This window comes from Candidatus Alcyoniella australis, assembly GCA_030765605.1.
GTDB lineage: Bacteria > Lernaellota > Lernaellaia > JAVCCG01 > Alcyoniellaceae > Alcyoniella > Alcyoniella australis.
The window spans coordinates 1-26,181 of the sequence record JAVCCG010000039.1 but is presented as its reverse complement, the minus strand read 5'-3'; the positions used below and the strand labels follow the sequence as shown (position 1 = coordinate 26,181).

Genomic DNA, 26,181 nt, shown 5'->3' with positions numbered 1-26,181 from the left:
GGTCGCTGGGAGTAGAGGTTGGCTGTATCGCCGCCCGCGAGTAGGTGCCACAGCAGATCGTAGTCGTGCTGTTGGTCCGACGCGACGCGGTCAAAGACCACGAAGCGCGCGCGGTCCACGAACGCCACGTGGCGCTCGATTTGGACCCCGGCGTAGGACGAACTGCCGCGGGCGTATTGCAGCGCCCCGAGGTCGAACCAGCGGTCGAGAAACGCGTCGTCCCCGCCATAGCCGACCCGGTTGGGCCCGGCGGGTCCGATCTGGTCGACCAGGATCAGGTTGTGATCGCGCCCCTGGTTGAGCTCGTCGTGCTGCGAGTAGTCGCCGTAGCCCGAGTCGATGGCGAACAGCTCGCCGTGGGCGTGGACGATCAGGCTCAGGCCGTCGGCGTGCTCGTGGCTGTAGCCGTGCTCGCGGATCCGGCCGTGCTCCGCGATGAAGAATCCGTAGACCGCGCCTTGGGACCAGTCGGAGCGAAAGACCGCGTTGCCCGCTTCCGGGAAATAGAACGAGGGCCCGAAAGTCGCTGCGGGCGGTTCGCTGCGGCCGTCCCACAATGTGTAGATGTCGGCGGCCAGGTCGGCGCACCAGATGGTGAACCACGGATGCGCTGGGCTGGTAAGCCAATCCCAGGCGAACAGCGGCTCGTCGTACAGCGCGGCGAGCAGCACGCCGAAGTTGTTGCGGTGCAGGCTGTCGTCCAGAGCCGGGCGCAGTCCGTCGGGCATGCGGATGCTCAGCGCCCACAGGTTGAGCTCGAGCCAGCGCGGGTTGTCCAAATAGTTGACCACCTCGTAGGGCTCCCAGCGGCAGTTGTTGCCGAAGAAGTCGCACGAGCGCAGATGCCAGGTGCGGTCCTCGCCCACCAGCCGCTGGTACGCGGCCCAGAACGGCAGCAGGTTGACGGTGGTGTACATGTAGTAGTACGGCCCCTCGGCCCAGCCCACGTCCGTGCCGTCGGCCCCGCCGTCGGTGGTCTGCACCGTGCACAGCAGGTCAACGGCGGTCGCCGCGTAGTTGATCCAGCGCCGCGAGTCCGGATGGTCCGGGAGCAGCATCGCCAGCAGGCCCAGGGCGCAGGCGGTCTTGATCTCGTGGTTGTTGGGGTTGAACATCCGCGCCGGATAGGCCGTGCGCACCATCAGATCGAAGAAGTTTTCGCCCAGCCGTCCCAGCCGCCAGCGGATCAGCTCGCGCTGCTCGTCGCTCAGCGCCGGATCGTCGAGCAGGTAGTCCGCGGCAAAGACCCAGCCCTGGATCGCCTCGGCCACGTGGATGTCGTCCATGATCATCTCGAGGTCCGGCGGCACCAGCTCCGTGGCCAGCTCGAGCAACATCTGCAACGCCTTGTCGCGCAGCTGCTGGTCGCCGTCGATCAAATAGACGAAGGCCGCGGCGCGGCAGACGTTGGCGTAGTCGTACTCCAGCGAGGCGTCGTAAAAATCGCCGCGCGGCCGGGGATTGCGCGCCGCCTTGGAGCGCAGACGGTCCAGCAGCGTTGAGTGGGGCTCCGCCGTGGCGCGCTCGCGCAGCCTTGCTAGATCCTCGGGCCCGAACTCCAGACGCGGATGGCCGGTCAGCTCCGGATTCCAGGGGCCATCTGGATCCCAAGGCGCATCATCGTCGTCGCCAAGATCGTCATCAGCCCCGGAGTCGTCGTCGTCCGCGTCGTGATCGTCGTCCGGCGCGTGGTCGAGTTGATCGTGGTTTGAATCAGCGTCGCAGGCGCCCAGACAGACCAGCGCCAAGAGTAAAATCAGCAGCAGCAACCGGCTCGAGCGAGGAGTCATAGACCGCAAGTCTAACCCCAACGCCCCCGTGTTTCAAAAACTGATTTCCCGGCCGCACAGAGGCTGCCCGGCCCTGAGACGGCGCCTGCACAAAAAGTGATATCGTGGCGCTCTAGGTACCTTAATACATTGCGTTTTTTCCTTCTTCGACGCGTTGCGGCGAAGGCCGATTTATGCTATTATTTTTTAGCTTCTCAAAGGACCCGATTAATGAACGAACGTATCGAAAATAAGGTGCCGATAAACATCGAAGACGAGATGCGAAACTCGTATCTCGCCTATGCGATGAGCGTGATCGTCGGCCGCGCCCTGCCCGAGGTGCGCGACGGTCTCAAGCCGGTTCACCGGCGCGTGCTGTACTCGATGCACGAGTCGGGCTACCACTACAATCGTGCCTACCGCAAGTCCTCGAAGATCGTCGGCGAGGTGATGGGCAACTACCATCCGCACGGCGATTCGGCGATCTACGACACGGTTGTGCGCCTGGCCCAGGACTTCTCCATGCGCTGCATGCTGGTCGACGGCCAGGGCAACTTCGGCAGCATCGACGGCGATCCCCCGGCGGCAATGCGTTATACCGAGGTGCGTCTGGCGCGGCTGGCCGGCGAGATGCTGACCGACATCGACAAGGAAACCGTCGATTTCGTGCCCAACTACGACAACACCACCCAGGAACCCGAGGTGTTGCCCGCGCCGTTTCCCAACCTGCTGGTCAACGGCGCCGAGGGCATCGCCGTGGGCATGGCGACCAAGATCCCGCCGCACAACCTGGGCGAGGTTATCGACGCCACGATGGCGCTGATCGACGATAGCGAGTTGACGATCAAGGACCTGATGGGCTTCATCCCCGGGCCCGATTTCCCCACCGGCGCGTTCATCCACGGCCTAGAGGGAATCCGCAACGCCTACCACACGGGCAAGGGGATCGTGAAGCTGCGCGCGCGGGTAATCACCGAGACCAACTCGCGCACCAACCGCGAGAGCATCGTGATCACCGAGCTGCCCTACCAGGTCAACAAGGCGCGGCTGGTCGAGCGCATCGCCGCGCTGATCCGCGAAAAGAAAATCGAGGGCGTGTCGGATTTGCGCGACGAGTCCGATCGCGACGGCATCCGCGTGGTGGTCGAGCTCAAGCGCGACGAGATCAGCGGCGTGCTGGTCAACCAGCTATATAAGCACACGCCGCTGGAGAGCACCTTCGGCGTGATCATGCTCGCGCTGGTCGACGGCCGGCCGCAACTGCTGACGCTCAAGCAGCTGCTCGAGCACTTCATCAACTTCCGCAAGGAAGTCACCACGCGCCGCTGTCGCTATCTGATGAACAAGGCCGAGGCCCGGGCCCACATTCTCGAGGGTCTGAAAATCGCCCTGGACCACATCGACGCGGTAATCAAGCTGATCCGCGCCAGCAAGACTCCCCCCGAGGCCAAGCAGGGCCTGGTCGATCAGTTCGAGCTCTCCGACTTGCAGGCGCAGGCGATCCTCGACATGCGTTTGCAGCGGCTGACCGGACTCGAGCGCGACAAGATCGACGCCGAGTACGCCGAGCTGATCAAAGAGATCGAACGCCTGCGCCAGATTCTGTCCAACGAGCGGCTGCTGATGGCCGAGATCAAGAACGAACTGCTGGCGATCCGCGAGCGCTACGCGGACGAGCGCCGCACCGAGATTCTGCCCGACACCGGCGAGATCAGCATCGAAGATATGATCATCGAAGAAGACATGGCGGTCACGATCTCGAACACCGGCTACATCAAACGCAACCCGGTAAGCCTCTACCGCGCCCAGCACCGCGGCGGCAAGGGCAAGATCGGCATGGACATCAAATCCGAGGACTTCGTCTCGCAGATGTTCGTGGCCAGCACCCACGACTACGTGCTGTTCTTTACCGACCAGGGACGGGTCTACTGGCTCAAGGTCCACCAGATCCCCCAGGGCGGGCGCGCCACTCGCGGCAAGGCGATAGTCAATCTGCTTCAGATCTCCAAGACCGGCGAAAAGATCGCCACGATTTTACCGGTCAAGGAGTTCACCGACGGCTGTTACGTGCTGATGGTCACCGAGCGCGGCGTGGTCAAGAAGACCAACCTGATGGCGTTCTCCAATCCGCGAGCCAACGGCATCCTGGCGATCAAGATCAACGAAAAAGATCACCTGATCGCGGCCAAGCTCACCGACGGCCACCAGGACGTGTTCCTGGGTACGCGCGAGGGCAAGAGCATCCGCTTTAAGGAGTCGGACGTGCGCGCCATGCAGCGCACCGCCGCCGGAGTGCGCGGCATGACTCTGGGCAAGAAAGACATCTGCGTAGGCGCCGAGATCCTCAGCCCCGGGGCCAGCCTGATCACCGCCACCGAACACGGCTTTGGCAAGCGCACGTCCCTTGACGAATATCGGCTCCAGGGACGCGGCGGTCAGGGGATCATCACCATCAAGACCAGCGAGCGCAACGGCAAGGTCGTGGGATTCCTGCAGGTCACCGACGAGGACGACGTGCTGCTGATTACCGACGGCGGTAAGATCATCCGCCTCGACGTATCCGAGATCCGCGTGATCGGGCGCAATACCCAGGGCGTGCGGCTGTTCGACATCACCGACGCCTCCAAGGTCGTGGGGATCTGCAAGCACGTGGAGAAGAACGCGCTCTGACAAGCAATTCGTACCAATGGGTCTGCGGTCGAACCAAAGCTCTAAACCGGCAGAGTTGATTTACCAGGCGCTTAGCTTTTAATTGAGTCGAGGTCCACGGGCTGGACTGCGGTGTCGAGAAACACGTTGGTGGCCAGGGCTTTGACCAACAGCTTACCGTCGAGCTCGGTCTCGAGGCCGGCCTCGATCAGCGCCTGGGTGCGGCCGTGTTTGACCACCCGGGCTCTGCCGATCAGCGTCTGTCCGGGCCGCGCGGCCCCCAGGTAGCTCACCGAAAGTTGAACCAGCGAGGCCTGGCGGTCGGGAACGGCCGAGACCAGGGCCGGACCGATGCAGTTGTCGAGCATTCCGGCGAGGATCCCGCCTTGGACCGTGCCGAAAGGATTGGCCATCTCGTCGGTGGGGCTGAAGCGCACCACCACCGAGCCGTTGTCGAGCTTGAGGATCTCGGATTGCAAAAAAGCGTGACAGGGAGGCGGAATGCGCAGCTTGAGCGTCATCGGGGGCTCAGATTTTGGGCCCTGCCATCCGGGTCCTCTTGGAAGCCTGGGAGGCGAAGCGTTCGAAGTTCTTATTGAAGCTGTGGGCCAACTCCCGGGACTTATCATCGTAGGCGCGTTTGTTCTTCCAAGTGTTGCGCGGCGTAAGCAGCTCCTGGGGCACGTCGGGGCACGAACGCGGCACCAGCATGCCGAAGGTCGGGTCCACATCGTAGCCCACGGCGTCTAGCTTACCCGAGAGCGCGGCCGAGACCATCGCCCGCGTATGCGCGATCTGCATGCGGTGGCCGATGCCGTCGGGGCCGCCGGTCCAGCCGGTGTTGATCAGCCAGCAAACGGATTTGTGCTTGGCGATTTTGGCGCCGAGCAGCTTGGAGTAGACCGTGGGGTGCAGCGACATGAACGGCGCGCCGAAGCAGGTCGAGAACGTGGCCTGGGGCTCGGTGATGCCGCGTTCGGTCCCCGCGACCTTGGCGGTGTAGCCCGAGATGAAGTGGTACATCGCCTGGGCCGAGTCGAGCTTGGCGATCGGCGGCAGTACGCCGAAGGCGTCGCAGGTGAGCATCACGATGTTTTTAGGGTGGTCGCCCATGCCGCTGTGCACCGAGCCGGGAATGAACTCGATGGGGTACATCGCGCGGGTGTTGACCGTGTAGCGCGGGTCGGACATGTCGATCTTGCGGGTGCGCTGGTTGACCGCCACGTTTTCGAGCATCGCACCGAAACGGTGGGTCGCCTGCCAGATCTGCGGCTCGGCCTTGGCCGAGAGGTTGATCACCTTGGCGTAGCACCCGGCCTCGAGATTAAACACTCCGTCGTCGCTCCAACCGTGCTCGTCGTCGCCGATCAGGTGCCGCTCCGGATCGGAACTCAGCGTGGTCTTGCCCGTGCCCGACAGGCCGAAGAAGATCGCCGTGTCGCCGGCCTCGCCGACGTTGGCCGAGCAGTGCATGCTCAGGATGTTGCGCTGGGGCAGCAAGTAGTTCATCAGGGTGAACACCGATTTTTTAATCTCGCCGCCGTAGCCGCTGCCCGCCACCAGCAGCGTGCGGCGCTCGGTGTTGATCGCCACGGAGACCTCGGTACGCATCTCGTCGAGCTCGGGCACGGCCTTGAGATCGGGTACGGCGATCACCGTGTACTCGGGCTGGAACGTGGAGAGCTTGCGGCGGTCGGTCTCGTTGATGAACATGTGGCGCGCGAAGATGCTGTGGCACGCCTTCTGGCTGATCACCCTCAGCGGCACGCGATATTTGGGGTCCGCGCCGACGTAGCAGTCCTGGACGTAGACGTCGCGGCCGTGCAGAAAGGCGCGCACCTTGGCCTCGAGCCGGTCGTAGACCGCACGGGTGATCGGCTGGTTGTCATCGCTCCACCAGACCTTGTTGGCCGTGGCCGCATTACGGACGAAATATTTATCTTTAGGAGAGCGACCGGTGTACTGGCCGGTCATCACCAGCAGCGGGCCGTCCTGGCAGACCTGGCCCTCGCCGCGTTTGACGCAGTGCTCGTAGAGCACGGGGACCGACAGATTCCAGTGAACCTCTCCCAGATCGATCAAGCCGTCGAAGGGTACTCTGTTTGTCATCCAACCTCCTCTCCTCGCAAATAGCCGTTGATATTAGCGAGGCCTTAGTCGTTCTGTCAACGCACTGCGTCGAGAGACCGTTACGTTTTAAAGGCGATTTTTATTTTCCTTGAATCCGATGATAATATCTGTGAACCTAGTCTCCCAACATAGCTATGAAGGAGCAGTCATGTTCAGACGCGGAACCTTAATAGTGGCCTTGGTCGCCGCCCTGGCTCTTGTACTGGGCGCATCGCCCGCCGTTGCGCAACCCGAACAGCATAATCCGGCAGACGTGAACTTCCTCTCGGTGGGCACCGCCGTGTCTAAATCCGTGGTGGGAGTCGGCGAGACGTTCGAAATCAAGCTCACCTTAAGCAACAGCGCCAACCGTCCGATCTTCGTCGGCTCGATGGACGTGCACGACGAGCTGCTGGCGGGCATCCGCATCAAGGCCGTCAATCCCCCCTCGCTGGAGGAGCCGTTCCATATTCCGATCGACAACAGCATGAGCTACACCATGCGCCAGACGATCCCGGCCAAGGGCACCCTGCTGGTGGTCTTCACCTGTGAGGGGACCAAGACCGGCACAGCCTCGGGCAACGTCGACATCTGCGTGACCTACGCCGACTGCAAGTACATCCCGGTGAGCGTCAACGTTAAATAACGACGCTTAGCGGATAAGCTACGATCGAAACGGCCGTGTCGGCATATACCGGTACGGCCGTTGTCTTGTCTGCGTCAAAGCAAGGCAAAGCCGTCGTTGACGAAATCGAACGAATACTACACGCTATGCTCATCTTAATTTACGCATAAAGGAGCTGAAATGCAGCCGCATCGTTTCGCAATTTTGGTCGCGGCCCTGAGCTTGCTGCTGGTGCCGGCGGCCGTCGTGGCCCAGTCCAGCGATCTGAGCCTGCTGACCGTGACCATCGAGGCGCCGTCGCAGGTCGAGGCCGGTAAGGAGTTCGATGTGATCGTCAACGCCGGCAATTCCGGCGATCAGCCGTTGACATTGGACAGCATCGACGTGCACGACGAATGGTTGGCCGGGGTGCGCATCGTCAGTTCCGATCCGGAGAGCATCCAGGAGCTGTTCCACATCCCCATCGACAACAGCGTGAGCTTCACACTCAAGCGCGAGATCCCGGCCAACGGAACGCTGTCGGTCACGTTCCGCGTAATCGGCGCCCAGGCCGGCACGTTCACCGGCAACCTCGACGTATGCACCACCGCCGTGGAGTGCCAGCCGGTGCCGATCACCACGGTGATCACCGGCGTGGTTCCGCCGGACGTGACCCTGCCCAGCGGCGAGTATACCGAGCTGGATATCTCGGGCCTGTTCGGTGAAGAAAGCTCAAGCGGCGACGAACGTCACAACGCGGCCGATCTGGATCTGCTCAACGTGACCTCCAGCATCCCGTCAAAGATCAAGGTGGGCCGGACCAGCGAGCTGGTGCTGTCGCTGGCCAACACCGGCGACCGGCCGATCTTCATCGATTCGATCGACGTGCACGACGAGCTGCTGGCCAACATGCGAATCATCAGCACCAATCCGCCGAGTTTGCAGGAGCCGTTCCACATTCCGGTCGACAACAGCATGAGCTACACGATGAAGCAGACCATCCCCGCCGGCGCCAAGCTCAGCGTCGCCTTCGAGATCGTGGCCGATGCCAAAGGCATCCACGCGGGGAACATCGACGTGTGCGTGACCTACTCCGATTGCACGACAATCAGCGTCAGTACTAAAGCGCGCTGATCATGCGGCAAAGCCGCCCACCGATCGTGCTGCTGTTGGCCTTGGCAGCCCTGCTGCTCTGCGCGCCTTACGTGGCCGCAGACGACGATCCGCTGCCCTATCCGTTCAAGGTCGGCGCGCGCTGGGACTACGACGTGCTGGTTCCGGCCGTTGGCAAGGTCGGCTCGGGCTCGCGCTACATCGAGCCGCGCGGCATGATGATGATCCAGATGGACGTGCGCACAAGTGAAAAGTGCGGCACCTACTACTACCACCTGCTGCCCACGCCCACGACCCTCGAGGTCGACCGCGCCGGATTTATCCCCAGCAAGGACGGCGAGCCGTTCGAGATCATCATCGATCCGCCGTTTCCGTTTTTCGTCAATCCCGAGCACCACGGCCCGGTGGACGTGCGCAAGACCTGCCGCGCGTTGAGTCCATCGGGCGAGCTGCTGGGCCAAGGTCCGGCCACCTTCGCCATTATCGAGCGCAACGTGCAGCTCAATGACTACCCCGAGCTGTACGTCACGCTGCTGGACCAGCAATTCCATCGCGGCATTGCCCAGCGATCCATTGTCTGGATGAATCCCGAACTGGGCATTGTCCGCGCCAAGGTCAAGCTCAACTTTCTGATCTCGGTCACCTGGGAGCTGACCAAATTCACCCCGCCGCCCGGCGGCATAACGCCGCAGCACAACCCTCCTCAATAATGCGGATTGATAACCCATACGCGCGTTAGTATGATATAGGAACCTGCGCGGTTGATTGTCGGCCGTTTCCTGGTGACAAGCTGATAGGAGAGCTTTGGAAATGAACGCTGTCTGCGTCGCGTTGTGCGGGCTAATGTTCAATGACGGTCTATTGGGTCGCGCTTATCAAGCCTTTTCGCAGGCAGGAGTCAGCGAGCATGGGAGTCTCAGCGACGGACTGACGCGCTCGCTGACATCGGTCAAGAAACTCATTTCACTGATCGATAATGCGGATCCGTTACAAAAGTGCTTACTGATTATCTTCATTGTGGTGGTCATCGGCCTGTTCGGCGCCCTGGGGGGCATGGCGTTCGGCATCGGCGACCACCGGCGGGAACTACGCAACAAAATCCCCACGAGTTTGTGGAGGCTGCTGGGCGATGCGCTGATCGGCACTGCCGCGGCGTTTGCTGCTCTGGGATTGCTGCACCTGCTGTTCACCGGTTGGAAGCACTTCCAGGGGATCGCCCAAGGTAGACCCGAATCGCTGGTGATCGTGATCGGCCTGTCCGTGGCCGCGGGGTTCGCCGGGCTCAAAATGCTGCGGGTCGTTTCCGATAAACTGATGGACAGAATCCGCGATGCCGAGGTACAGGCGGCCAATGCCAATAAAATTGCCTCCGAGTCTAAACGCCAGGCCGATGAACTACAGGATATCAAGCGCACACAGGCCGAGGCCGAGAGCTACCGGATCGCCGCGGAGCAGATCATTCCTTACTCCCAGCTCGATAAGCGCGAGAAGAACCAGGAGGGCGAGACGGGCAAGACCGGTTGGGAAAAACTGGATCCAAAGCAGAGGGACGAATATCAGAAGTGCCTGGCCCGTGCGATCAAGGCCTATGAAAACCTGGAAAAGAAGGATGAGAAAAACGATGACGCCCTGATCAACCAGGCGCTGATCTACCGCCGCATCGCCTTCCTGGTGAAACACGGCAAGCTGACCGATAAGAATTTAGAGGCCTACTCAAAGAAAACATTGTCGGACTCGATTAATCTGTTCCACAATCTGATCCGGGACAGTCCGAACAACGCCCGCGCTCACTACCTGCTGGCAGCCTATAAAAATATAGCCAAAAGGCCGGAGTACGGCGGTGCCGACTACAGCGACGATGAGATCAAGGAAAGCCTGAAAAAGGCGATCTCGATCTCCGAGTCGTTCCGCTCGCATGCCAAGGTCGATCCGGACTTCAAGGAATTCAAAGCACTGACTGAGGTTGTCGAGGGTTAGCCCCGGATAGAGCTATTGAAGGATATAGAGCCGCGGGTTGACCGGCACGTTGTTGACCTGCACCTCGTAGTGCAGATGGGGGCCGGTCGAGCGTCCGCTGGTGCCGATCAATCCCAGAGCCTCGCCGCGCCTGATCTTCTGTCCGCTGTGCACCAGGCACGCCGAGAGGTGGCCGTAGAGCGTGCTGACTCCCTGGCCGTGGTTGATCATCACCGTGTTGCCGTATCCTCCCCAGGCTCCGGCAAACGAGACCACGCCGTTGCCCGGCGCGAGAATCGGCGTGCCGTAGGCCGTGGCGATATCCAGGCCCTCGTGCATCGAGGAAATGCCGGTGAGCGGATCGTTGCGAATACCGAACTCGCTCGAAACCCAACCCTTTACCGGCCAGATCGAGGGGGTCGAGGCGAAGCCGCCGCGACGGTCGGCAAAGTAGGCGTCGAGCTCGGACATGCTCGAACGCACGGCCCGGGCGTCGCCGAGCAGATCGTCCACCTTAAGGTGCATGCTGTTGAAGTCGTGGTTGGCCGACTGCGCGGCCTGAGGTCCGCCGCTGGCCGGATGTCCGACTCCGCCGGTCATCAGCGCGCCGCTGTCGGGTTGCTTGAGGTTGGTCACCTGGCGGATCGAGGCGTCGAGCCGCGCCATTTCGCGCACCTCGGTCTCCAGCGAGTTGAGCTCGCCGGACAGCGCGTCGATCTGGTGGGTCTGATAGGCGGTGTGGTCGATCAGCGCGTCGCGCTCGACCGTGGTGGTACTCAACTCGCGCATCAGCCGGATCCGATCGAGCTTGACGTCCACGTAGTCGATCAGGGTCCAGACCAAGAGCAGGCAGATGCAGCCCAGCAGCACGCCGATTACACGCAGGGCGCGCCGTGAAATAGCCAACCGCCTGGGCCTGCCCGCCTGTTCGGGCAGCATCAGGAAGGTCACCTTCTGTTGTGGACGCCTGGCGATAATCAGCCCTCCCCTCGCCGTGCATAATGCCGACAAATCGTATGGTTTTCCTTAAGATAAGTCAATCATTGCGCGCCTGAGCGAAGATCGCGCACCATGAAAAACAGCCCCACGGAAGGTCTCCGTGGGGCTGCAATCGTCGGTCAGGAAATTGATTTAGATCGCGGAAGCCATGCCGTCGGTCTCTTCGATGATCCGCTTGTGGCCGACCTCGATGGTGTACGAGCAATCGCCCTCGCGCTCCTTCATGATCAGGCCGAGCACGAAGTCCTCGATTCCGCTGGTGACCAGGCAACCGGAGAAGAGCATCGGCATCTCGTAGTTGCAAGCGTCGGCCTCGGTGTAGCCGGTCACGTCGTCGTAGACCGTGAAGCAGCCGTTGTCGCCGGAGATGTATGCGCCCACTCCGCCGCCGGTGTCGCCCGAGCCCGCGAAGTTGACCTCGATCTCACCGGCAGCCGTCTGGTTGGAGAAGGTGATCTCGTAGTACCCAATCGCGTTATACTGTTCCAGGTCGTCGTAGATGATGTACAGCGAATCCAAGGCGTAGGTTCCATCGACCGTGGGCGGATTATCGCCCGGGTAGACGTCCATGCCCGCGTCGATCAGGGCCTGAATGTCCTCGCTGTCCAGGAAATCGTTAACGCCGTCGGGCACGTCTTCGATATCGTCATCGCCAGTATCGTCGTCGTCGTCGTCGTCGTCGTCATCGTCGTCGTCGTCGCCGCCGCTGTCGCAGGCGACCAGGGCCATTGAGCCCATGACAATCGCCAAAACGGTCAGCAGACAGATAATCCAAATTGAACGCTGCATACCTTCCTCCTAGAAGTAGTTGTTGAATTGCACAATACTAATAGCAGATTCTAGCTCCGGCAAAGCGTAATATCTGTATGCCAGCCGGAAAATAAGATTTTGCGTCGCGGCAAGCCTCGTTGCTTTACGAGCCGGGAACGGCCGCGAGTTTTGCTACAGCTCCAAGCTGTGTTGGCCTACGATTTGTTTTACGTCGCGGCAAGCCTCGTTGTTTTACGAGCCGGGAACGGCCGCGAGTTTTGCTGCGCCTCATAGCCGCCCGCGTTGACGAACGAGGCTGTACTTCTATATCTTCATCTTTTGTAAGGCGATCTAGAACATTGTTTTTTACCAATAACCCGGAAGTGTAAACGTGGGCATTCGCGGACAGATACTGCTGGTAACCGTTGGCAAAGAGACCGGGAAGCAGCTTGCCGAGTTTCTGGGCTCAATGGGACATTCGGTGACCTTGGCGCACGATCACACGTCGGCCTGGGAACGCTTCGCCCAGGCGCCGCCGGATTTGGTGTTGATCGATGCTCTGCCCCGTGAGCCCCAGCTGCTGGAGCTGGCCCGGATGATCCGGCAGGACGCGGTGGGAGCGGTGGCGCCCCTGGCGATTCTGGCCTCCAAAGAGATCAGCGACGAGCAGCTCAAGCCGTTGCAGGCCGACATTGTGCTGCGCCGTCCGCTGAAGCAGCGCGAGCTGAGCCATGAGATCGAACGAGTAATCCTCGATGGACGCGACCCGTTGCTCGAGGCCTTGCGCACCTGCGGGCCCGCGCACACACGCCAGGATGGAGATCGGCAACCCCTGCCCACGAGCGGTTTCACGCACATCGGTCCCAACGGGGACGAGGGCCGCGTCCTGTGGAATCCTCCTTTGCCCAGCGGCGGACGGCGCGAAAAGCGACGGCCGCAGGTCCCGGATAAGGGGCTGTTCGAGGACGTGGGCATGCCCGAGTTGTTCTCCGACCTCTACCTGAGCGGGTTCCACGGCCAGGTGACCTTCAACCACAACAAGAAGATCAAGAAAACCATCTGGATCAACGGCAGCATCGTCTACGTTGATTCCCAGGAGCGCAGCGAGAGCCTGGGCCAGATCCTGGTACGCGAGGGGATCATCTCCGAGCGCGACTGCTTGATCTCCATCGCCAACATGCACACCTACGCCACGCGCCAGGGCGGCGCGCTGATCGAGATGGGCGTGATTTCTCCGCTGCAGTTGATGGAGGCGTTGCGGCTTCAGGCCTGGGAAAAGGCGCTGTCGCTGTTCTCTTGGTTCTCCGGCGGCTACTTCAAGCAGCCGGGCAAGGTCAGCCGCGAGCGCTACACTGCGTTCGCCCTGGACACGCCGAGCTTGATCCGCAAGGGGATTGAGCGCAGCTATCAGCCCGTTAATCTCAAAGCGTTGTTCGATAAAGTCCAGACGGCGCGCTTCGAGATCGACAAGAACGCGCTGCAACCGATCGGGTCGCTGTCGCTGGGCGCACTCGAGCGCGAGTTCGTCAAGTTGTATGACGGCGCGCGAACGGTCGAGCAGATCGTCTTTACCAGTCCGCTGGAGCTGACCTGCAGCCTGCAGATGATGTTCTGGTTGCTTTCGCTGGCCGTGCTCAAGCCGGTCGATGATCAGGGACGCGAACAGCTCGAACGCCTGGAGCAGGCGGCCTCGAAATCGCTGCTGAACACCTACTACAGCAGCCTCGACGGCCTGGCCGACAGCGCCGCCGCGGACATGTCGACCGCGTTGATCGAGAAGATCAGGCTTAAGGCCAAGCAGCACCCGCCGATCGAGTTCAGATCGGCCCAGGAGCCGGCTGACGGCGATCAGCCCGAGCAACGACCCGCGCCGCCGGAACAGGACCCGCAGCTTCGCGAACGGATCGCCAAGGCCCAGCATGATATTGATCAGCCCGCGGACCAGCAGCCGCCGGCTGACGAGCGGTTCGTCGGCCCGGCCGAAGCGACCGAGATTAAACCCCCGTCGGATGAGCCCAAGGGCGCAGCGCGCACGGACGAGGCTCAGACGCTGTCCAAGACGATTACCGCCAAGTTCCTCACTCTGGAGCACGTCAACCATTACGAACTGCTCGGCCTAAGTCAGAACGACACGCTGGAGAGGATCGAACGCAGCTACAGCCGCATGCGGCGCCGCTTCAGCGTCAAGCGCCTGGGCAAGATCACCGAACCGGAGTTGATCGAAAAGATCGAGGCGATTACCCAGCGCATCGAGGCGGCGTTCCTGGTGCTGGGCGATCCTAAGCAACGCGATCAGTACGACCGCGAGCTGATCGCGCGGCTCCAGGAGAGCAAACGCAAGCAGGCGGCCACCCTGGTCGCCGAGAGCTCGTTCAAACGCGCGATCGAGGCGCTCAAGCTCGGCGAATTCCGGATGGCGATCGAGGCCCTGGGCAAGGCGTTGGAGCTGTTCCCCAACGAGGCCGAGTATCACGCCTACCTCGGATGGGCGTTGTTCAACGACCGCGGTCTCGAGGAGAAAGAGCGGGTCAAGCGGGCCAAGCAGGAGCTGTCGTTGGCCAACGATCTGAACCCCAAGTCGGAGTTGACCTGCCTGTTCCTGGGCAAGATGCTCAAGGTCCAGGGCAAGCTCCAGGCCGCGGCCCAGATGATGGCGCAGGCGCTTGATCGCAACCCGCGCAGCCTCGAGGCGCGCCGCGAGATGGAGATGCTCGATTATTGGAAGCCCGAGGATTTCCAGATGCCGCAGTCGCCGACCGACGATTCAGAGGGGTAACCTCCCCAATCTTTCGTCGCGGAGAGGGTCGTTGGATTACGACCAGCGAACTATGCGAGTTTTCAGGCACCCCAGGCAAATCTCCACAATCTTCCGTCGCGGATATCATCGTTGGACAATGATTATGGTCCGCTCGCGAGTTTTGCACGTACCCTAGGCAAACCTCCACAATCTTCCGTCGCGGATATCATCGTTGGGCAATGATTATGGTCCGTTCGCGAGTTTTGCAGGTACCTCAAAGGTGCCCTAGGGGATAAGTTTGTGCGGATTATCCCAATAGATCTTGCGCAGCACGTCCTGGGGCAGGTTCAATCCGACCAGGTCCAGCTCGTAGGTGCGCTTCTCGCTGACCAGCGTATCGTGAAACTTACTGAGTTCCAATAAGTTGCGATAGGCGCGGAACCGCCCCTCGATCCATTGGCGCGATCGCACGCCCCGCGGGCCGATCACCATGTCGGTCCCATAAAGGAACTGATCGGGGTGGGCCAAGACCACCTCGCGCCAGCGCGCGGCGTGCTGGCTAAGCTTGACCGCGCGATCCGCGTAGGTCTTTTCAAAGCCGAAGCTGAAGTCCGTGTAAAGATTGGGATGGCGCGCGAGCAGGCCGTGCCATAGTTCCGGGTTCTGCGGCGCATGTCCCAGATGGCAGATGATCAGCCGCAGGTTGGGACAGGCCGCGGCAATCGCCTCGATCTGACCGGGCTGGGCCTGCTCCTCCAGGTGGATCATCAATAGTATGTCGTTGATCTCACAGTGTTTATAAAGCGCCATGTATGGCTCGTCAGCTGCCTTGGGCCTGCTGCTCGACGGTGGTTTGGAGCCGAAATGGAGTTTAATTCCTGCTGCGCCGCGCTCGATCAGCTCGTCGACCGCAGCATTGGGATTCTCGTGTTTCAGGGGTCTGATGCGCGGAAAAGCCTTGATGCGCTCGGGGTATTTGCGCGCCAATGAGAGGATCAGATCGTTGTTGCCCTCAAGGGTGGCCAATCCGGGCGTGTCGCTGTTGCGATAGCGCGACTCGCCGCGGCCCATCAGCCAGATGCTGCGGATCTGGTGCGCATCCATGGCATTGAAGGTATCCTGCAAAAATTCAAGCCCTTGCAGGTGATCGTGGGTGTCGACAATCGGCCCGGCGTAGCGCAGGTCGCTGGGCTGCTGCTCGCTTGCGCGACATCCGCACAACAACAGCGCGGCAACGGCCGGCAGCAGCGCAACCAATGCCAATAGCGAACCGCGTGAAAACAACATGTTGTAGAGTATAGGGCGAGCTTGAATTTCGGTCAATTATCGAGGTCTTGCAGTTGACAGGACTCCATCGGGTGGTTAAGTTCCAAATGAAACATGAGGCTAAAAATAACGGACTTTTATAAGTCCTTGAAGTTGCATAGCAAAGGAGATTTAGGCAATGGGTAAGATAATCGGCATCGACCTGGGTACCACCAACAGCGTGGTCGCGGTAATGGAGGGTGGAGAGTCCAAGGTAATCACCAACGAGGAGGGTGGCCGAACTACCCCGTCGGTGGTGGCGTTTACCAAGGACGGCGACCATCTGGTCGGCCAGGTGGCCAAGCGTCAGGCCGTGAGTAACCCCGAAAATACGGTCTATTCGATCAAGCGTTTCATGGGACGGCGCCTCAACGAGGTTCCCGAAGAGATCGCAATCGTGCCTTACAAGGTGGTTGCCGGTCCTGCCGGAGACGCGCGGATCGAGATCAAGGGCAAACAGTTTTCGCCGCCCGAGATCTCGGCGATGATCTTGCAGAAGCTCAAGAAATCGGCTGAGGACTACCTGGGCGCGACCGTCACCGACGCGGTAATCACCGTGCCGGCGTATTTCAACGACAGCCAGCGCCAGGCGACCAAGGACGCGGGTCAGATCGCCGGGCTCAACGTGCGCCGAATCATCAACGAGCCGACGGCCGCGGCCCTGAGCTACGGCCTGGACAAGAAGACCGAGGAAAAGATCGCGGTCTTCGACTTCGGCGGCGGCACCTTCGATATCTCGATTCTCGAGGTGGGCGACAAGGTCGTGGAGGTCAAGTCGACCAACGGCGATACCCATCTGGGCGGCGACAACATCGACCAACGAATCATCGATTGGCTGATCAATGAGTTCAAGAAAGACCAGGGGATCGCCCTGGGCGCCGACAAGATGGCGCTGCAGCGGCTCAAAGAGGCGGCCGAGAAGGCCAAGATCGAGCTGAGCACCGCCAAGGAGACCGAGATCAACCTGCCGTTCGTTACAGCCGACGCCGCGGGCCCCAAGCATCTGGTGCTCAACCTGACCCGCGCCAAATTCGAGGCGCTGGTAGCCGACGTGCTGGAGAAGACACTCGACCCGTGCCGCAAGGCGATGGCCGATGCCAAGATGCAGCCGGGTGAGATCGACGAGGTCGTGCTCGTGGGCGGCAGCACGCGCATCCCCAAAGTCCAGCAGATGGTCGAGGAGCTGTTCGGCAAGAAGCCGCACAAGGGCGTCAATCCCGACGAGGTCGTGGCCGTGGGCGCCGCGATTCAGGGCGGAGTGCTCTCCGGCGACGTGACCGACGTGCTGTTGCTCGACGTGACCCCGCTGAGCCTGGGCATCGAGACCCTCGGCGGCGTGTTGACCCAGCTAATCGAACGCAACACCACGATCCCGGTCAAGAAATCCGAGGTCTTCAGCACCGCGGCCGACAGCCAAACCTCGGTCGAGATCCACGTGCTGCAGGGCGAGCGCGCCATGGCGACCGACAACCGCACACTGGGCCGTTTCCAGTTGGTGGGCATCCCGGCGGCGCCGCGCGGCGTACCGCAGATCGAGGTCACATTCGACATCGACGCCAACGGCATCGTCTCGGTCTCGGCCAAGGACCGCGCCACGGGCAAGGAGCAGAAGATTACGATCACCGCCAGCTCGGGCCTGTCCAAGGACGAGGTCGACGGCATGGTCAAAGACGCCCAGAGCTCGTCCAAGGACGACGAGGCCAAGCGCGCCCAGGTCGAGGCTCGCAACCAGCTCGACGCCTTGGTCTACACCACCGAGAAGACGCTCAACGAGAACCGCGAGAGCCTCGAGGCCGAGGACATCGGCAACATCGAGACCGCGCTTACGCAGTCCAAAGAGGCGCTGGAGTCCGGCGACACCGAGCAGATGCAATCCGCGATGCAGACCCTGACCCAGGCCAGCCATAAAATCGCCGAGGCGATGTACCAAAAGGCCGGAGCACAGGCCGCAGCGGCCGATGCGGGCCCGGGCGGATTCGCCGGCGGCAGCGCCGGGCCGGGACCGCAGACCGACGCGGGCGCCGGGTCCGACGCGGGCGCTGGATCCGAAGCGGACGACGACGTGATCGACGCCGAGTTCACCGAGGACAACTAGGGCCCCGACCGAGCGTGACGAATAGTCCATAAAGCGAGCGGCGTGGGCACAACCTGCGTCGCTCGTTTAATATAGATTGGGAAACAGAAAGGAACGCGATGGCAGCGAAACAGGACTTCTATAAAATTCTCGGAGTGGAGCGCAACGTCTCCGCCGACGAGCTGAAGAAGGCCTATCGTAAGCTGGCGTTGAAATACCACCCCGACCGCAACAAGGACAATCCCGAGGCCGAGGAGAAATTCAAGCAGATCAGCGAGGCCTACGCCGTGCTCTCCAACCCCGAGAACCGCAAGCGCTACGACCGCTTCGGCCATACCGGCGGACCTCAGGGCGAGGGCTTCGACTTCTCGGGTTTCGACTTCAGCGACGTGCTGCGCGACCTGGGCGGGTTCGGCGAGGTCCACTTCGGCGGCCGCGGTGGGCCCCGCGGCGGCGGGGGCTTTGAAGATGTGATCTCGCAGATGTTCGGCGGCGCACACGCAGCGGGCAGACCGCACGCCGGACCGCGCGGACAGCGGCGGCGCAGCGGACCGCCGCCGCGCGGCGCTGATTTGCAGCACCAGATGCCAGTGGGCTTCATCGACGCCCTACGCGGTATGAGCACGCAGATCGAACTGCAACAACCGGACGGCAGCTCAAACCGGCTGACCGTGCAGATTCCCGCCGGAGTACGCGACGGCCAAACGATCCGCCTGCGCGGCAAAGGGCAGCCCAGCCCCTACGGCGGGGCTGCGGGCGACCTGCTGATCAAGCTTCAGGTCGAGCCGCACAAATACTTCAAGCGCGAGGGCAACGACCTGCTGCTCGACGTGCCGATCAGCATCCAAGAGGCGGTGCTCGGCGCCAAGATCAAGGTCCCGACCCTGGATAAAATGTCCACGGTTACGATCCCGCCGGGCACCAGTTCGGGCAGCAAGCTGCGCCTGCGCGGCAAGGGGGTCAAGCCGCCCAAGGGCAAGCCCGGCGATCTGATAATCGTGATTGCCGTCGAGGTCCCCAAGCAGGTCGACAAGGACAGCGCCGAGCTGATCGAGAAGTTCAGCAGCGACAACCCGCAATCACCGCGCGACGAGCTTTACAGAGGTATCGGATGAGCGACAAAGGTAAAGATAAAAAGAAACGAAAAATAGAGGTCAAGGACGCTACGGAACAGGTCGCGATCGAGCCCGAGGAGCAGCAGCCCGAGCAGAGCGTGGCCCAGGAGCAGCCGCTTGATCCGCAGGCGCGGATCGACGAGCTGACCGACCGGCTGCAGCGGCTGGCCGCGGAGTTCGACAACTTCCGCAAGCGCAGCGAACGCGAGAAGGCGCAGACCGCCGACTGGGCGCGGGCCGAGCTGCTCAAAGCCCTAATGCCGGTGCTCGACGGCCTGGACCGCGCAGTGCACAGCGTGGACGGGATAGAGGAGCCGTGGGCCGAGGGCCTGCGCACGCTGCAGCGCCAGACGTTCACGATCCTGCATGCCCAGGGGCTCGAGGAGATCCCGACCCAGGGTAAGCTGGATCCCAACGTGCATGAGGTCTTCTCGGCAGTGCCGATGCCCGGCGTCGAGCCGGAGCATATCGTCGAGTGCTGCGAGCCGGGGTACACTTTGCATGGCAGGCTGGTCAGGCCCGCGCGCGTGATCGTGGCCAAGCAGCCGCCCGAGCAGGACGATCAAAATCAGGAAACGGGCGAACCGAATTAGCCTACGGGTTGTCATAGGGAGAACGTGATGAACGATAAAAGCGACAAGGCCGACAAGGCCGACAAGGCCGACAAGGCCGAGCAGGCCGAGCAGGCCGAGCAGGCCGAGCAGGAAGAACAGAAAGCGGAGCAGGGCTTTACCGTCAAAGACCGTCGCCGCTTTACCCAGGAGCCCGACGGCGAGGTCAAGACCAAGCCCGAGGCCGCAGAGCCCGAGGTCGCAGCAGAGCCTGCACCGGAGCCCGAGGCCGAGCAGCAGGCCGCACAGCCGGACCAGGAAGAACACGATTCCCGACCGCTACCCGAGATCAACTTCATCAACTTCGTGCTCAGCCTTTCGACCTCGACCATGGTGCATCTGGGGGACGTTCCCGACCCGTTCACCAATCAGCCGCAGGCCAATCTGCCGATGGCCAAGCAGACCATCGACATCCTGGGCATGCTCGAAGAGAAGACCCGCGGCAACCTGGACCCCAGCGAGCAGAACGTGATGACCAACGCGCTGTACCAACTGCGCATGCGCTACGTCGAGCTGCTCAAACAGCAGCCAAAGGGGCAGGACCCGGAGCCCAACTAAGTCGGCCCTGAACGCCTGCGGCCGGCCGGAGGAGAAGATGCGCAACGGACGCAGGACCGGGTTCGCCGGTTTGTTTCTTCCGATCGTAATCGCACTGCTGATGCTGGCCATGACCTCGTTGGCCTGGAGCGACCACCGTCAGGCTCACGCGCAGTCCGCGCACGAGCTTCCCGATGGCACGGCCGCGCCGCTGCCGCCTGAGGTCAACCTCGAGGCTGCCAACCGCACCTTCGTCGACCTGGCCGAAGAGCTCAAGCCCACCGTGGTCTTCATCGACGTGGTTAAAACAATTGCCGCGCCGAACTCCAACGCGCCGTTTGCACCCAACGATCCGTTCTGGGATTTTTTCCGCGACCTGGTGCCGCCGGACCGCGATTGGCGCAGCCGCGGCCTGGGCTCGGGGTTCATTATCGACCCCGAGGGCTACATCGTGACCAACAACCACGTGGTCGACTCGGCGCAGACGATCAACGTCAAGCTGCTCGACGGCACTGAGCTCGAGGCCGAGCTGATCGGCTCGGACGCCAAGAGCGATCTGGCATTGATCAAAGTCCAAAGCGAGCGACCACTGCCCGCGATCAAACTCGGGGACAGCGACGCGCTTAAGGTCGGCGAGTGGGTGATCGCCATCGGCAACCCGCTGGGCCTGGACTACACGGTCACCGCGGGCATCGTCTCGGCCAAAGGCCGGATGATCGGCGCCGGTCCCTACGACGACTTCATTCAGACCGACGCCTCGATCAACCCGGGCAACTCCGGCGGCCCCTTGATCAACATTCGCGGTCAGGCCGTGGGCGTGAACACGCTGATTATCTCTGGTGGCCAGAACCTGGGCTTCGCCATTCCGATCAACATGGTGCGCGAGATCATCGGCCAGCTACGCACGACCGGCCGCGTGGTGCGCGGTTGGCTCGGGGTGGAGTTCAGTCCGCTGACCAGAAAGCAGGCGCAGGAAGAGCAGGTGCCGATCGGCGCGGTGCTGGTGCAAAAAGTCGTGCCCGGCGGCCCGGCCGAACGCGCCGGGATCAAGCCCGGCGACGTGCTGATCGAATTCGACGGCAAGCGCCTGGCGCGCATCGCCCAGTTGCCCCTGTTGGTGGCCCAAACCCCGGTGGGCGATAAGGTCGACGTGGTGGTCGCGCGCAACGGCCAAGAACGAACGCTCAATGTATTGATCGCCGAGATGCCGCCCGAGGGCTTTCAGGTGGCCGAGCAGGTTGAGATCCCCTGGGGCCTGACCGTCTCCGACCTGACGCCCGACACTGTCAAGCGCTACAACCCGCGCCAGGGCGCCGGGGCGTTGGTGGTGAGGATCGAGCCCGGCTCCGTGGCCCAGCGCTCCGGAGTGCAGGTCGGCGATTTGATCCACGCCGTGGACCGCATCAAGGTGATGGACGTGGCCTCGCTCAAGGCGATCATCGACCGCGCACGGCGCGGTGAAAAGCTGCTGTTCGTCATCGACCGCAACGGCCAGGCCCTACGCGTGACCCTACGCAAATAGGCGGCACCTTGGAGGTGCCCGCAAAACTCGCGTAGTACGCTGGTCCTAATGCCACGACCTACCCCGCGTCGGCACCTTTGAGGTGCCACAAAACTCGCGTAGTACGCTGGTTGTAATCCAACGACCCTCTCCGCGACGCGGGATTGATCAATGTTTAAAAACAATCGCGGTGCGCGAGTTTCGGGCCGGCTCCAAGCCGGATCATCCGAGGGTGGACTGATGCGCGAAGTTTGCGGTGCCATGTGCCAGGCCACGATCTATGACCGATAATCGTGCGGAACATTTTGTTTCGATGAACAACACTTCTTTGAGAACGCGCTGAACGAGCTGTCGCCCGGCTTCGAGCCGGGGCAAAACTCGCGTACGTGACCTGCATGTGGCTCGACGATGCTCTCCGCGTCGCGGCATGGGTCTACGCAAAATGACCAGGGAAATATGCGAGCCTTGCTGCGGCTCCAAGCCGCCCCGGCGAGCCCACACACAAAGATCGTTTTAACGATCTTTACCCCTTCTCCCTCAATGTCTCTACGAGGAGAAGGTCGTTGAGCAAAGACCATCGTCCTGCGCGAGTTTTGCCGCACCTCTAAGCCGTTTCCCTAATAGGGCATCAGCTTGTGCAGGAACTCGTTGAAAATGGCAAAGGTCGGGCCGTTGAATCCGCGGTCCACGACGACCATCAGCACTCCGCCGACCGCCATGCAGGCGATGGGCATCCAGGGCACAATCGCCAAGATTCGCAGGTTCTGCCGCCCCTCGCTCAGCCCTGATCTACGGTAGAAGAAGTAGGCGAAGCTCAGCGGCAGGAAAGCGGAGAACCAGGCGACGAAGTTCAGCCACGGCACCCCCAGGAACCCGGGCACCAGGCGCGAATCCCACTGCCACCAGACGCCCGAGAGGCTGGCCATCGGGTCGATCTGCATGTCCAGGGTCACGGCGATTATCGAGGTCAGCAGCGCCAGGGCCCAGGGCCGCCGATCAAGCGCGGGGAACGACTTGCCGAAGCCCTCGGCCAGGTGCAGCGCCACGTAGAACATGATGCACCAGCCGAACTGCGTGGACAGGGGCGCGGGCAGCTTAACATCGCCCAGCCAGATGTAGATCGTGTAGTGATGCTCGCTGAAGTAACCTAGGATGATCCCCATGTTCTCCAGCAGCAGGCCGTAGACAAAGCACACGGCAAAGAAGGTCAGCATGCGTTGGAAGCTGCGCGTGCGCAGGGCGTGCAGCGCGAGCACCGCGACCCACATGAACTGGCTGTACTCGTAGACCTGCACGATCTCGGCGCCCGAGAGGTAGCCTTTGCGCTGGTACACGTAAGTCGGAATCAGCCAGGTCAGCAGCGGCGCGCCGATCCCCAGCATCCAGACCAGCACCAGGTCGCGGCGCTGCTTGGCTCCGCCCTCGCGCCGGATCGCCAGGGTGTAGTAGCTCAGGAACCAGAACATCGGGAAGATCACGGTCAGCGCGAACAGGTTGCGGTTGTGATCGCCCCACATCTGCGGGCTGATCCGCGCCATCTCGTAGTTGATGATCCCCCAGCCCATGATGAATACGAACCAGGCCGGGAAGTGCGACCACGCCTTTTTCAACGTGTCCTTGATCTTCATTGCTCCGCGTCCAGCGTGAGTTTCTCGGATGCCTGCCGATCATAGTTACAGCCGTACATGTAGCCGCCGCGCGGCCCCTTGAGCGCGTTGATCACGAGCATGAACCAGGGCACGAACAGCGCCGTGGCCACGCCGGGCATTCGATCGTCGCGACGATGAATGTCGGGCACGAAGCCCTTGAGCCAGAAGTGCCGTAGCGCGCTGCGCAGCCGGGCACGCCAGCCCCGTCCGGGCATCAGTTGGAAGCTGAACCACAGCCAGTGTACGAACCAGATTTTGCTGCGCACTCCCGGCCGCGGCTCGAGTTGCGGCTGGGGATGTTTGCCTTCAGCCAGCTCGATCGCCAGGCCGACGAAATCGACCTCAGCGGATTGGCCGGTCATCAGCGCCGGGTTGGTGCGCGGGTTGGCGTCGATCAGCAACGTGCGGCCGCTGCCGGGTTCGATGATGTAGTCAAAGCCCAGGAACCCGTGCCAGCCCAAGTGCTCGAGCAGTTCCATCGAGAGCTTTTCGGCCTGATGGTTGCGCGTGCTCTGGCGATAGAACGCGGTGCCGCCGCCGTCCGGGAACATCAGCAACGGCTCGTAGATCAGCTGGCCCACGGTGCGGCCGTGGTCGGCCAGGAACAGGCTGAAGATTAGCTCGCCCTCCACCTTGCGCTGGATCATCGGCAGCCGGTCGCCTTGCAGGCCGAAAAACTTGACCCGCTTGTGCCAGGTCTTGACCAGCGATTCCGCGTCGTCGCAAAACGCCAGACCCAGGCTGTTGTTCGAGTCCGGCAGTTTGAGCACCACGGGGTAGGGCAGCTCGTCCTTGATCCGCTCAAGCTCGTTCGCGTCGGTCGGCTGCCAGGTCTCGGGCAAATCCAGGTTCAGCGATTGCGCCAGCTTTGTCAGCTCGAGCTTGTGGTGCACGCGCATCATCTTCTCGTAGCTCTCGACCAGTACCGTGGTGTGGCGTGCCAGTTCGTCGCGGAAGCGCGAGACCAGGAACGTCTCCTCGAATGTCGGGAACAGCAGGTCGTACTTGACGCGCTTAAGCTCGGCCAGGCAGGTCTCGAGCCAGCGCCCGGGCTGCTCGGTCATGTTTGGCCAGGTCAGTCGGCGCGCGGTGTAGCGGCTGTGTCCACCGGCGGCCAGGTACGTGCAGTCCGCGGCCGTGACTTCCCATCCGCGGCGGCCGAACTCGCGCACCGCGCACAGTGCGTGGGGACTACGGGAGCTGGTGATCAGTACGCGCTTGGCGGCCATCGCTCAGACCATCGAGAAGTCGATGTAGATCGGCTTGGCGCTGACCTGCTCGGGCGTGGCGTCCCAGCCGGAGTTCCACGGTGCATAGACCGCCTGGGAGTAAGAGCGCGTGGCGCTGAAGCCCTTGAACAGCGGCAGCAGCGGGCTGCTCTCGTAAAACGAGCCCCAGACGAAGTGATGGTTGCGGCCGCGCCGCGTGCGGTTGAGCAGCACCTTGAGCATCTCGCGCAGGGTCTGCTCGTGTCCCGGCCGGTGGGCGATGTGTTTGATGAACAGGCTGCGCATCGGCTTGCCCGTGCGCGGCGGAACCGGGCTGGGGATCAGCAGGTGCAACAGCCTGGCGGCGAAGATCCCCAGTCGGATCGGCCAGGTGTTGCGCAGTACGACCATCCGGCGGATCGGGTTTTGGTCCCACAGGCCGACCAGCGCCGCGATCCGTCCGTTTTCGCGCACCAGCGAGATGTCGCTCACGCTGTAGCCCTTGGAGCGTTGCAGCATGTCATCGAGCCAGGCGCGGTCCATGCGCGGCGCGAAGTTGTGGTCGCTGTAGAACTCGGTCAGCAACTGTGCGATCTCGTCCAGGTCGTCTTCAGTGGCCTGCTCGATTTTGAGTCCCTTGCGCTCGCGATAGGGCCAGTACATCGAGAACTGCACCAGGTTGAACCAGCCGGCCGGACGGCCGATGAAGTGCTGGGGCACGGTCTGCTGCGATGCGCCCTGGGCCTTGCGATTGCCGCGCAGGATCACGCCCATGATGCAGTCGATCTCGACCTCGGGGTATGCCTGGGGCAGGTACATGCCGATCGAGCGCAGCACGCCCTTGTGCTGATAATCCGGGTCGACCCGCGCGTCCATCGGGTAGGCCATTACCAGCGGCTCGCCGTTGAACAGCACGTGACGGTGGGCGATGGCCAGCGTGCCCACCAGCCGTCCCTCGTGCATGGCCACGGTGCAGGTGTAGGAGTTTATTTTGCGCGCCAGTTCGGTGTCGTTCTGCAGCTCCTCGGGGAACTCGACGTTGAACATGCCGTGCAGGTCGTAGAACGAGAAAAACTCGGGCGAGCGGTCGATGGCGACCGTGACCTGGCTCTCCATCGGCGTGCGTAGCGACAACCGGCACAGGGCCTCGTTGTCCTGCTCGCGGTCGGCGTCCCGAACCAGATACTCCAGCCTTTGGCCCATGTTTAGCCCCTTTGAGCAACAGCTCGACGAGCCATGTTATGGAGCGCCCCACGGGCTGTCAATCAAACCAGGCGGCTGGTCGGGGATGCGATAAGGGGGGGCGGGTTTTGCAATAACCCGGAATCTCAGGAAACAGGGTTTAGGAAGTTGCTAGGTGGTTAGAGGCTGGTTGCAGGTTTTTTTACAACAGCGTTGTAAGAAGTTCCTCGGAGGTTATCCAAAGAGGGCCGGAAGTTCATGCCTGACCCAGGCCCTTCTCGAACTCCTCCGGGTACCACCACCAGTGATCCCG

General features: G+C 62.1%; 20 protein-coding genes. 11 read left to right on the top strand and 9 right to left on the bottom strand.

The genetic code is table 11. The annotated features are described in order from the left end of the window. On the bottom strand, positions 1 to 1,790 hold a 1,790-nt coding region (locus P9M14_04815; GenBank protein ID MDP8255049.1), incomplete at its 3' end, for a heparinase II/III family protein. Positions 1,791 to 2,000: 210 nt separating this feature from the next. Here P9M14_04815 and gyrA point away from each other — a divergent pair. Continuing rightward, a complete protein-coding gene (gyrA, locus tag P9M14_04810) occupies positions 2,001 to 4,439 on the top strand; it encodes a DNA gyrase subunit A (protein ID MDP8255048.1) in 2,439 nt (812 codons plus the stop codon). A gap of 71 nt (positions 4,440 to 4,510) precedes the next feature. On the opposite strand, the gene P9M14_04805 is transcribed toward gyrA, so the two are convergent. Both P9M14_04805 and pckA read right to left on the bottom strand, forming a co-directional pair. Further along, a complete protein-coding gene (locus P9M14_04805) occupies positions 4,511 to 4,939 on the bottom strand; it encodes a PaaI family thioesterase (GenBank protein ID MDP8255047.1) in 429 nt (142 codons plus the stop codon). A 7-nt stretch (positions 4,940 to 4,946) separates the two neighbouring features. Continuing rightward, positions 4,947 to 6,527 (bottom strand): phosphoenolpyruvate carboxykinase (ATP), encoded by a 1,581-nt coding sequence (gene pckA, locus P9M14_04800; protein ID MDP8255046.1) that lies wholly within the window; start codon positions 6,525 to 6,527, stop codon positions 4,947 to 4,949. A 169-nt stretch (positions 6,528 to 6,696) separates the two neighbouring features. Between pckA and P9M14_04795 the strand changes: the two genes are divergently transcribed. The 4 genes from P9M14_04795 to P9M14_04780 all read left to right on the top strand — a co-directional run bounded on the left by P9M14_04795 (position 6,697) and on the right by P9M14_04780 (position 10,221). Next, positions 6,697 to 7,173 carry a hypothetical protein gene (locus P9M14_04795; GenBank protein MDP8255045.1) on the top strand — a complete coding sequence of 159 codons (477 nt, stop codon included), beginning with the start codon at positions 6,697 to 6,699 and terminating at the stop codon, positions 7,171 to 7,173. Between the two features lie 159 nt (positions 7,174 to 7,332). After that, the gene (locus P9M14_04790; GenBank protein ID MDP8255044.1) at positions 7,333 to 8,265 is read left to right on the top strand and encodes a hypothetical protein; all 933 of its coding nucleotides are present in this window, start codon (positions 7,333 to 7,335) and stop codon (positions 8,263 to 8,265) included. A 2-nt stretch (positions 8,266 to 8,267) separates the two neighbouring features. Continuing rightward, a complete protein-coding gene (locus P9M14_04785) occupies positions 8,268 to 8,954 on the top strand; it encodes a hypothetical protein (GenBank protein MDP8255043.1) in 687 nt (228 codons plus the stop codon). Positions 8,955 to 9,054: 100 nt separating this feature from the next. Beyond that, on the top strand, positions 9,055 to 10,221 hold the full coding sequence (locus P9M14_04780; GenBank protein MDP8255042.1) for a hypothetical protein: 1,167 nt from the start codon (positions 9,055 to 9,057) through the stop codon (positions 10,219 to 10,221). A 12-nt stretch (positions 10,222 to 10,233) separates the two neighbouring features. Here P9M14_04780 and P9M14_04775 read toward each other — a convergent pair whose 3' ends face one another. Both P9M14_04775 and P9M14_04770 read right to left on the bottom strand, forming a co-directional pair. Further along, a complete protein-coding gene (locus P9M14_04775; GenBank protein ID MDP8255041.1) occupies positions 10,234 to 11,151 on the bottom strand; it encodes a M23 family metallopeptidase in 918 nt (305 codons plus the stop codon). Between the two features lie 180 nt (positions 11,152 to 11,331). Further along, a complete protein-coding gene (locus P9M14_04770) occupies positions 11,332 to 11,988 on the bottom strand; it encodes a hypothetical protein (GenBank protein ID MDP8255040.1) in 657 nt (218 codons plus the stop codon). Positions 11,989 to 12,340: 352 nt separating this feature from the next. Between P9M14_04770 and P9M14_04765 the strand changes: the two genes are divergently transcribed. Then, entirely contained in the window at positions 12,341 to 14,725 is a 2,385-nt protein-coding gene (locus P9M14_04765) for a hypothetical protein (GenBank protein ID MDP8255039.1), read from the top strand. A 246-nt stretch (positions 14,726 to 14,971) separates the two neighbouring features. Here P9M14_04765 and P9M14_04760 read toward each other — a convergent pair whose 3' ends face one another. Continuing rightward, complete coding sequence (locus tag P9M14_04760) at positions 14,972 to 15,943, bottom strand: amidohydrolase family protein (protein ID MDP8255038.1); 972 nt, start codon at positions 15,941 to 15,943, stop codon at positions 14,972 to 14,974. Between the two features lie 187 nt (positions 15,944 to 16,130). Between P9M14_04760 and dnaK the strand changes: the two genes are divergently transcribed. The 5 genes from dnaK (at position 16,131) to P9M14_04735 (ending at position 21,850) form a co-directional block, all read left to right on the top strand. Then, positions 16,131 to 18,086: a molecular chaperone DnaK gene (dnaK, locus tag P9M14_04755; protein ID MDP8255037.1), complete on the top strand. Its 1,956-nt coding sequence runs from the start codon at positions 16,131 to 16,133 to the stop codon at positions 18,084 to 18,086. A gap of 98 nt (positions 18,087 to 18,184) precedes the next feature. Next, positions 18,185 to 19,180 carry a J domain-containing protein gene (locus P9M14_04750; protein MDP8255036.1) on the top strand — a complete coding sequence of 332 codons (996 nt, stop codon included), beginning with the start codon at positions 18,185 to 18,187 and terminating at the stop codon, positions 19,178 to 19,180. Next, the gene (locus P9M14_04745; GenBank protein MDP8255035.1) at positions 19,177 to 19,773 is read left to right on the top strand and encodes a nucleotide exchange factor GrpE; all 597 of its coding nucleotides are present in this window, start codon (positions 19,177 to 19,179) and stop codon (positions 19,771 to 19,773) included. The genes P9M14_04750 and P9M14_04745 overlap by 4 nt, the downstream gene beginning before the upstream one ends. Positions 19,774 to 19,800: 27 nt before the next feature. Next, positions 19,801 to 20,349 (top strand): DUF1844 domain-containing protein, encoded by a 549-nt coding sequence (locus tag P9M14_04740; protein ID MDP8255034.1) that lies wholly within the window; start codon positions 19,801 to 19,803, stop codon positions 20,347 to 20,349. A gap of 37 nt (positions 20,350 to 20,386) precedes the next feature. Further along, positions 20,387 to 21,850 (top strand): Do family serine endopeptidase, encoded by a 1,464-nt coding sequence (locus P9M14_04735; GenBank protein ID MDP8255033.1) that lies wholly within the window; start codon positions 20,387 to 20,389, stop codon positions 21,848 to 21,850. A gap of 596 nt (positions 21,851 to 22,446) precedes the next feature. Here the strand turns inward: P9M14_04735 and P9M14_04730 are convergent. Genes P9M14_04730 through P9M14_04720 form a run of 3 tightly spaced genes read right to left on the bottom strand, consistent with a single transcriptional unit; the run spans position 22,447 to position 25,889 of the window. Further along, the gene (locus P9M14_04730) at positions 22,447 to 23,457 is read right to left on the bottom strand and encodes a carotenoid biosynthesis protein (protein ID MDP8255032.1); all 1,011 of its coding nucleotides are present in this window, start codon (positions 23,455 to 23,457) and stop codon (positions 22,447 to 22,449) included. Continuing rightward, the gene (locus P9M14_04725; protein ID MDP8255031.1) at positions 23,454 to 24,707 is read right to left on the bottom strand and encodes a hypothetical protein; all 1,254 of its coding nucleotides are present in this window, start codon (positions 24,705 to 24,707) and stop codon (positions 23,454 to 23,456) included. The genes P9M14_04730 and P9M14_04725 overlap by 4 nt, the downstream gene beginning before the upstream one ends. A 3-nt stretch (positions 24,708 to 24,710) precedes the next feature. Next, the gene (locus P9M14_04720) at positions 24,711 to 25,889 is read right to left on the bottom strand and encodes a GNAT family N-acetyltransferase (GenBank protein ID MDP8255030.1); all 1,179 of its coding nucleotides are present in this window, start codon (positions 25,887 to 25,889) and stop codon (positions 24,711 to 24,713) included. Between the last annotated feature and the right edge of the window lie 292 nt (positions 25,890 to 26,181).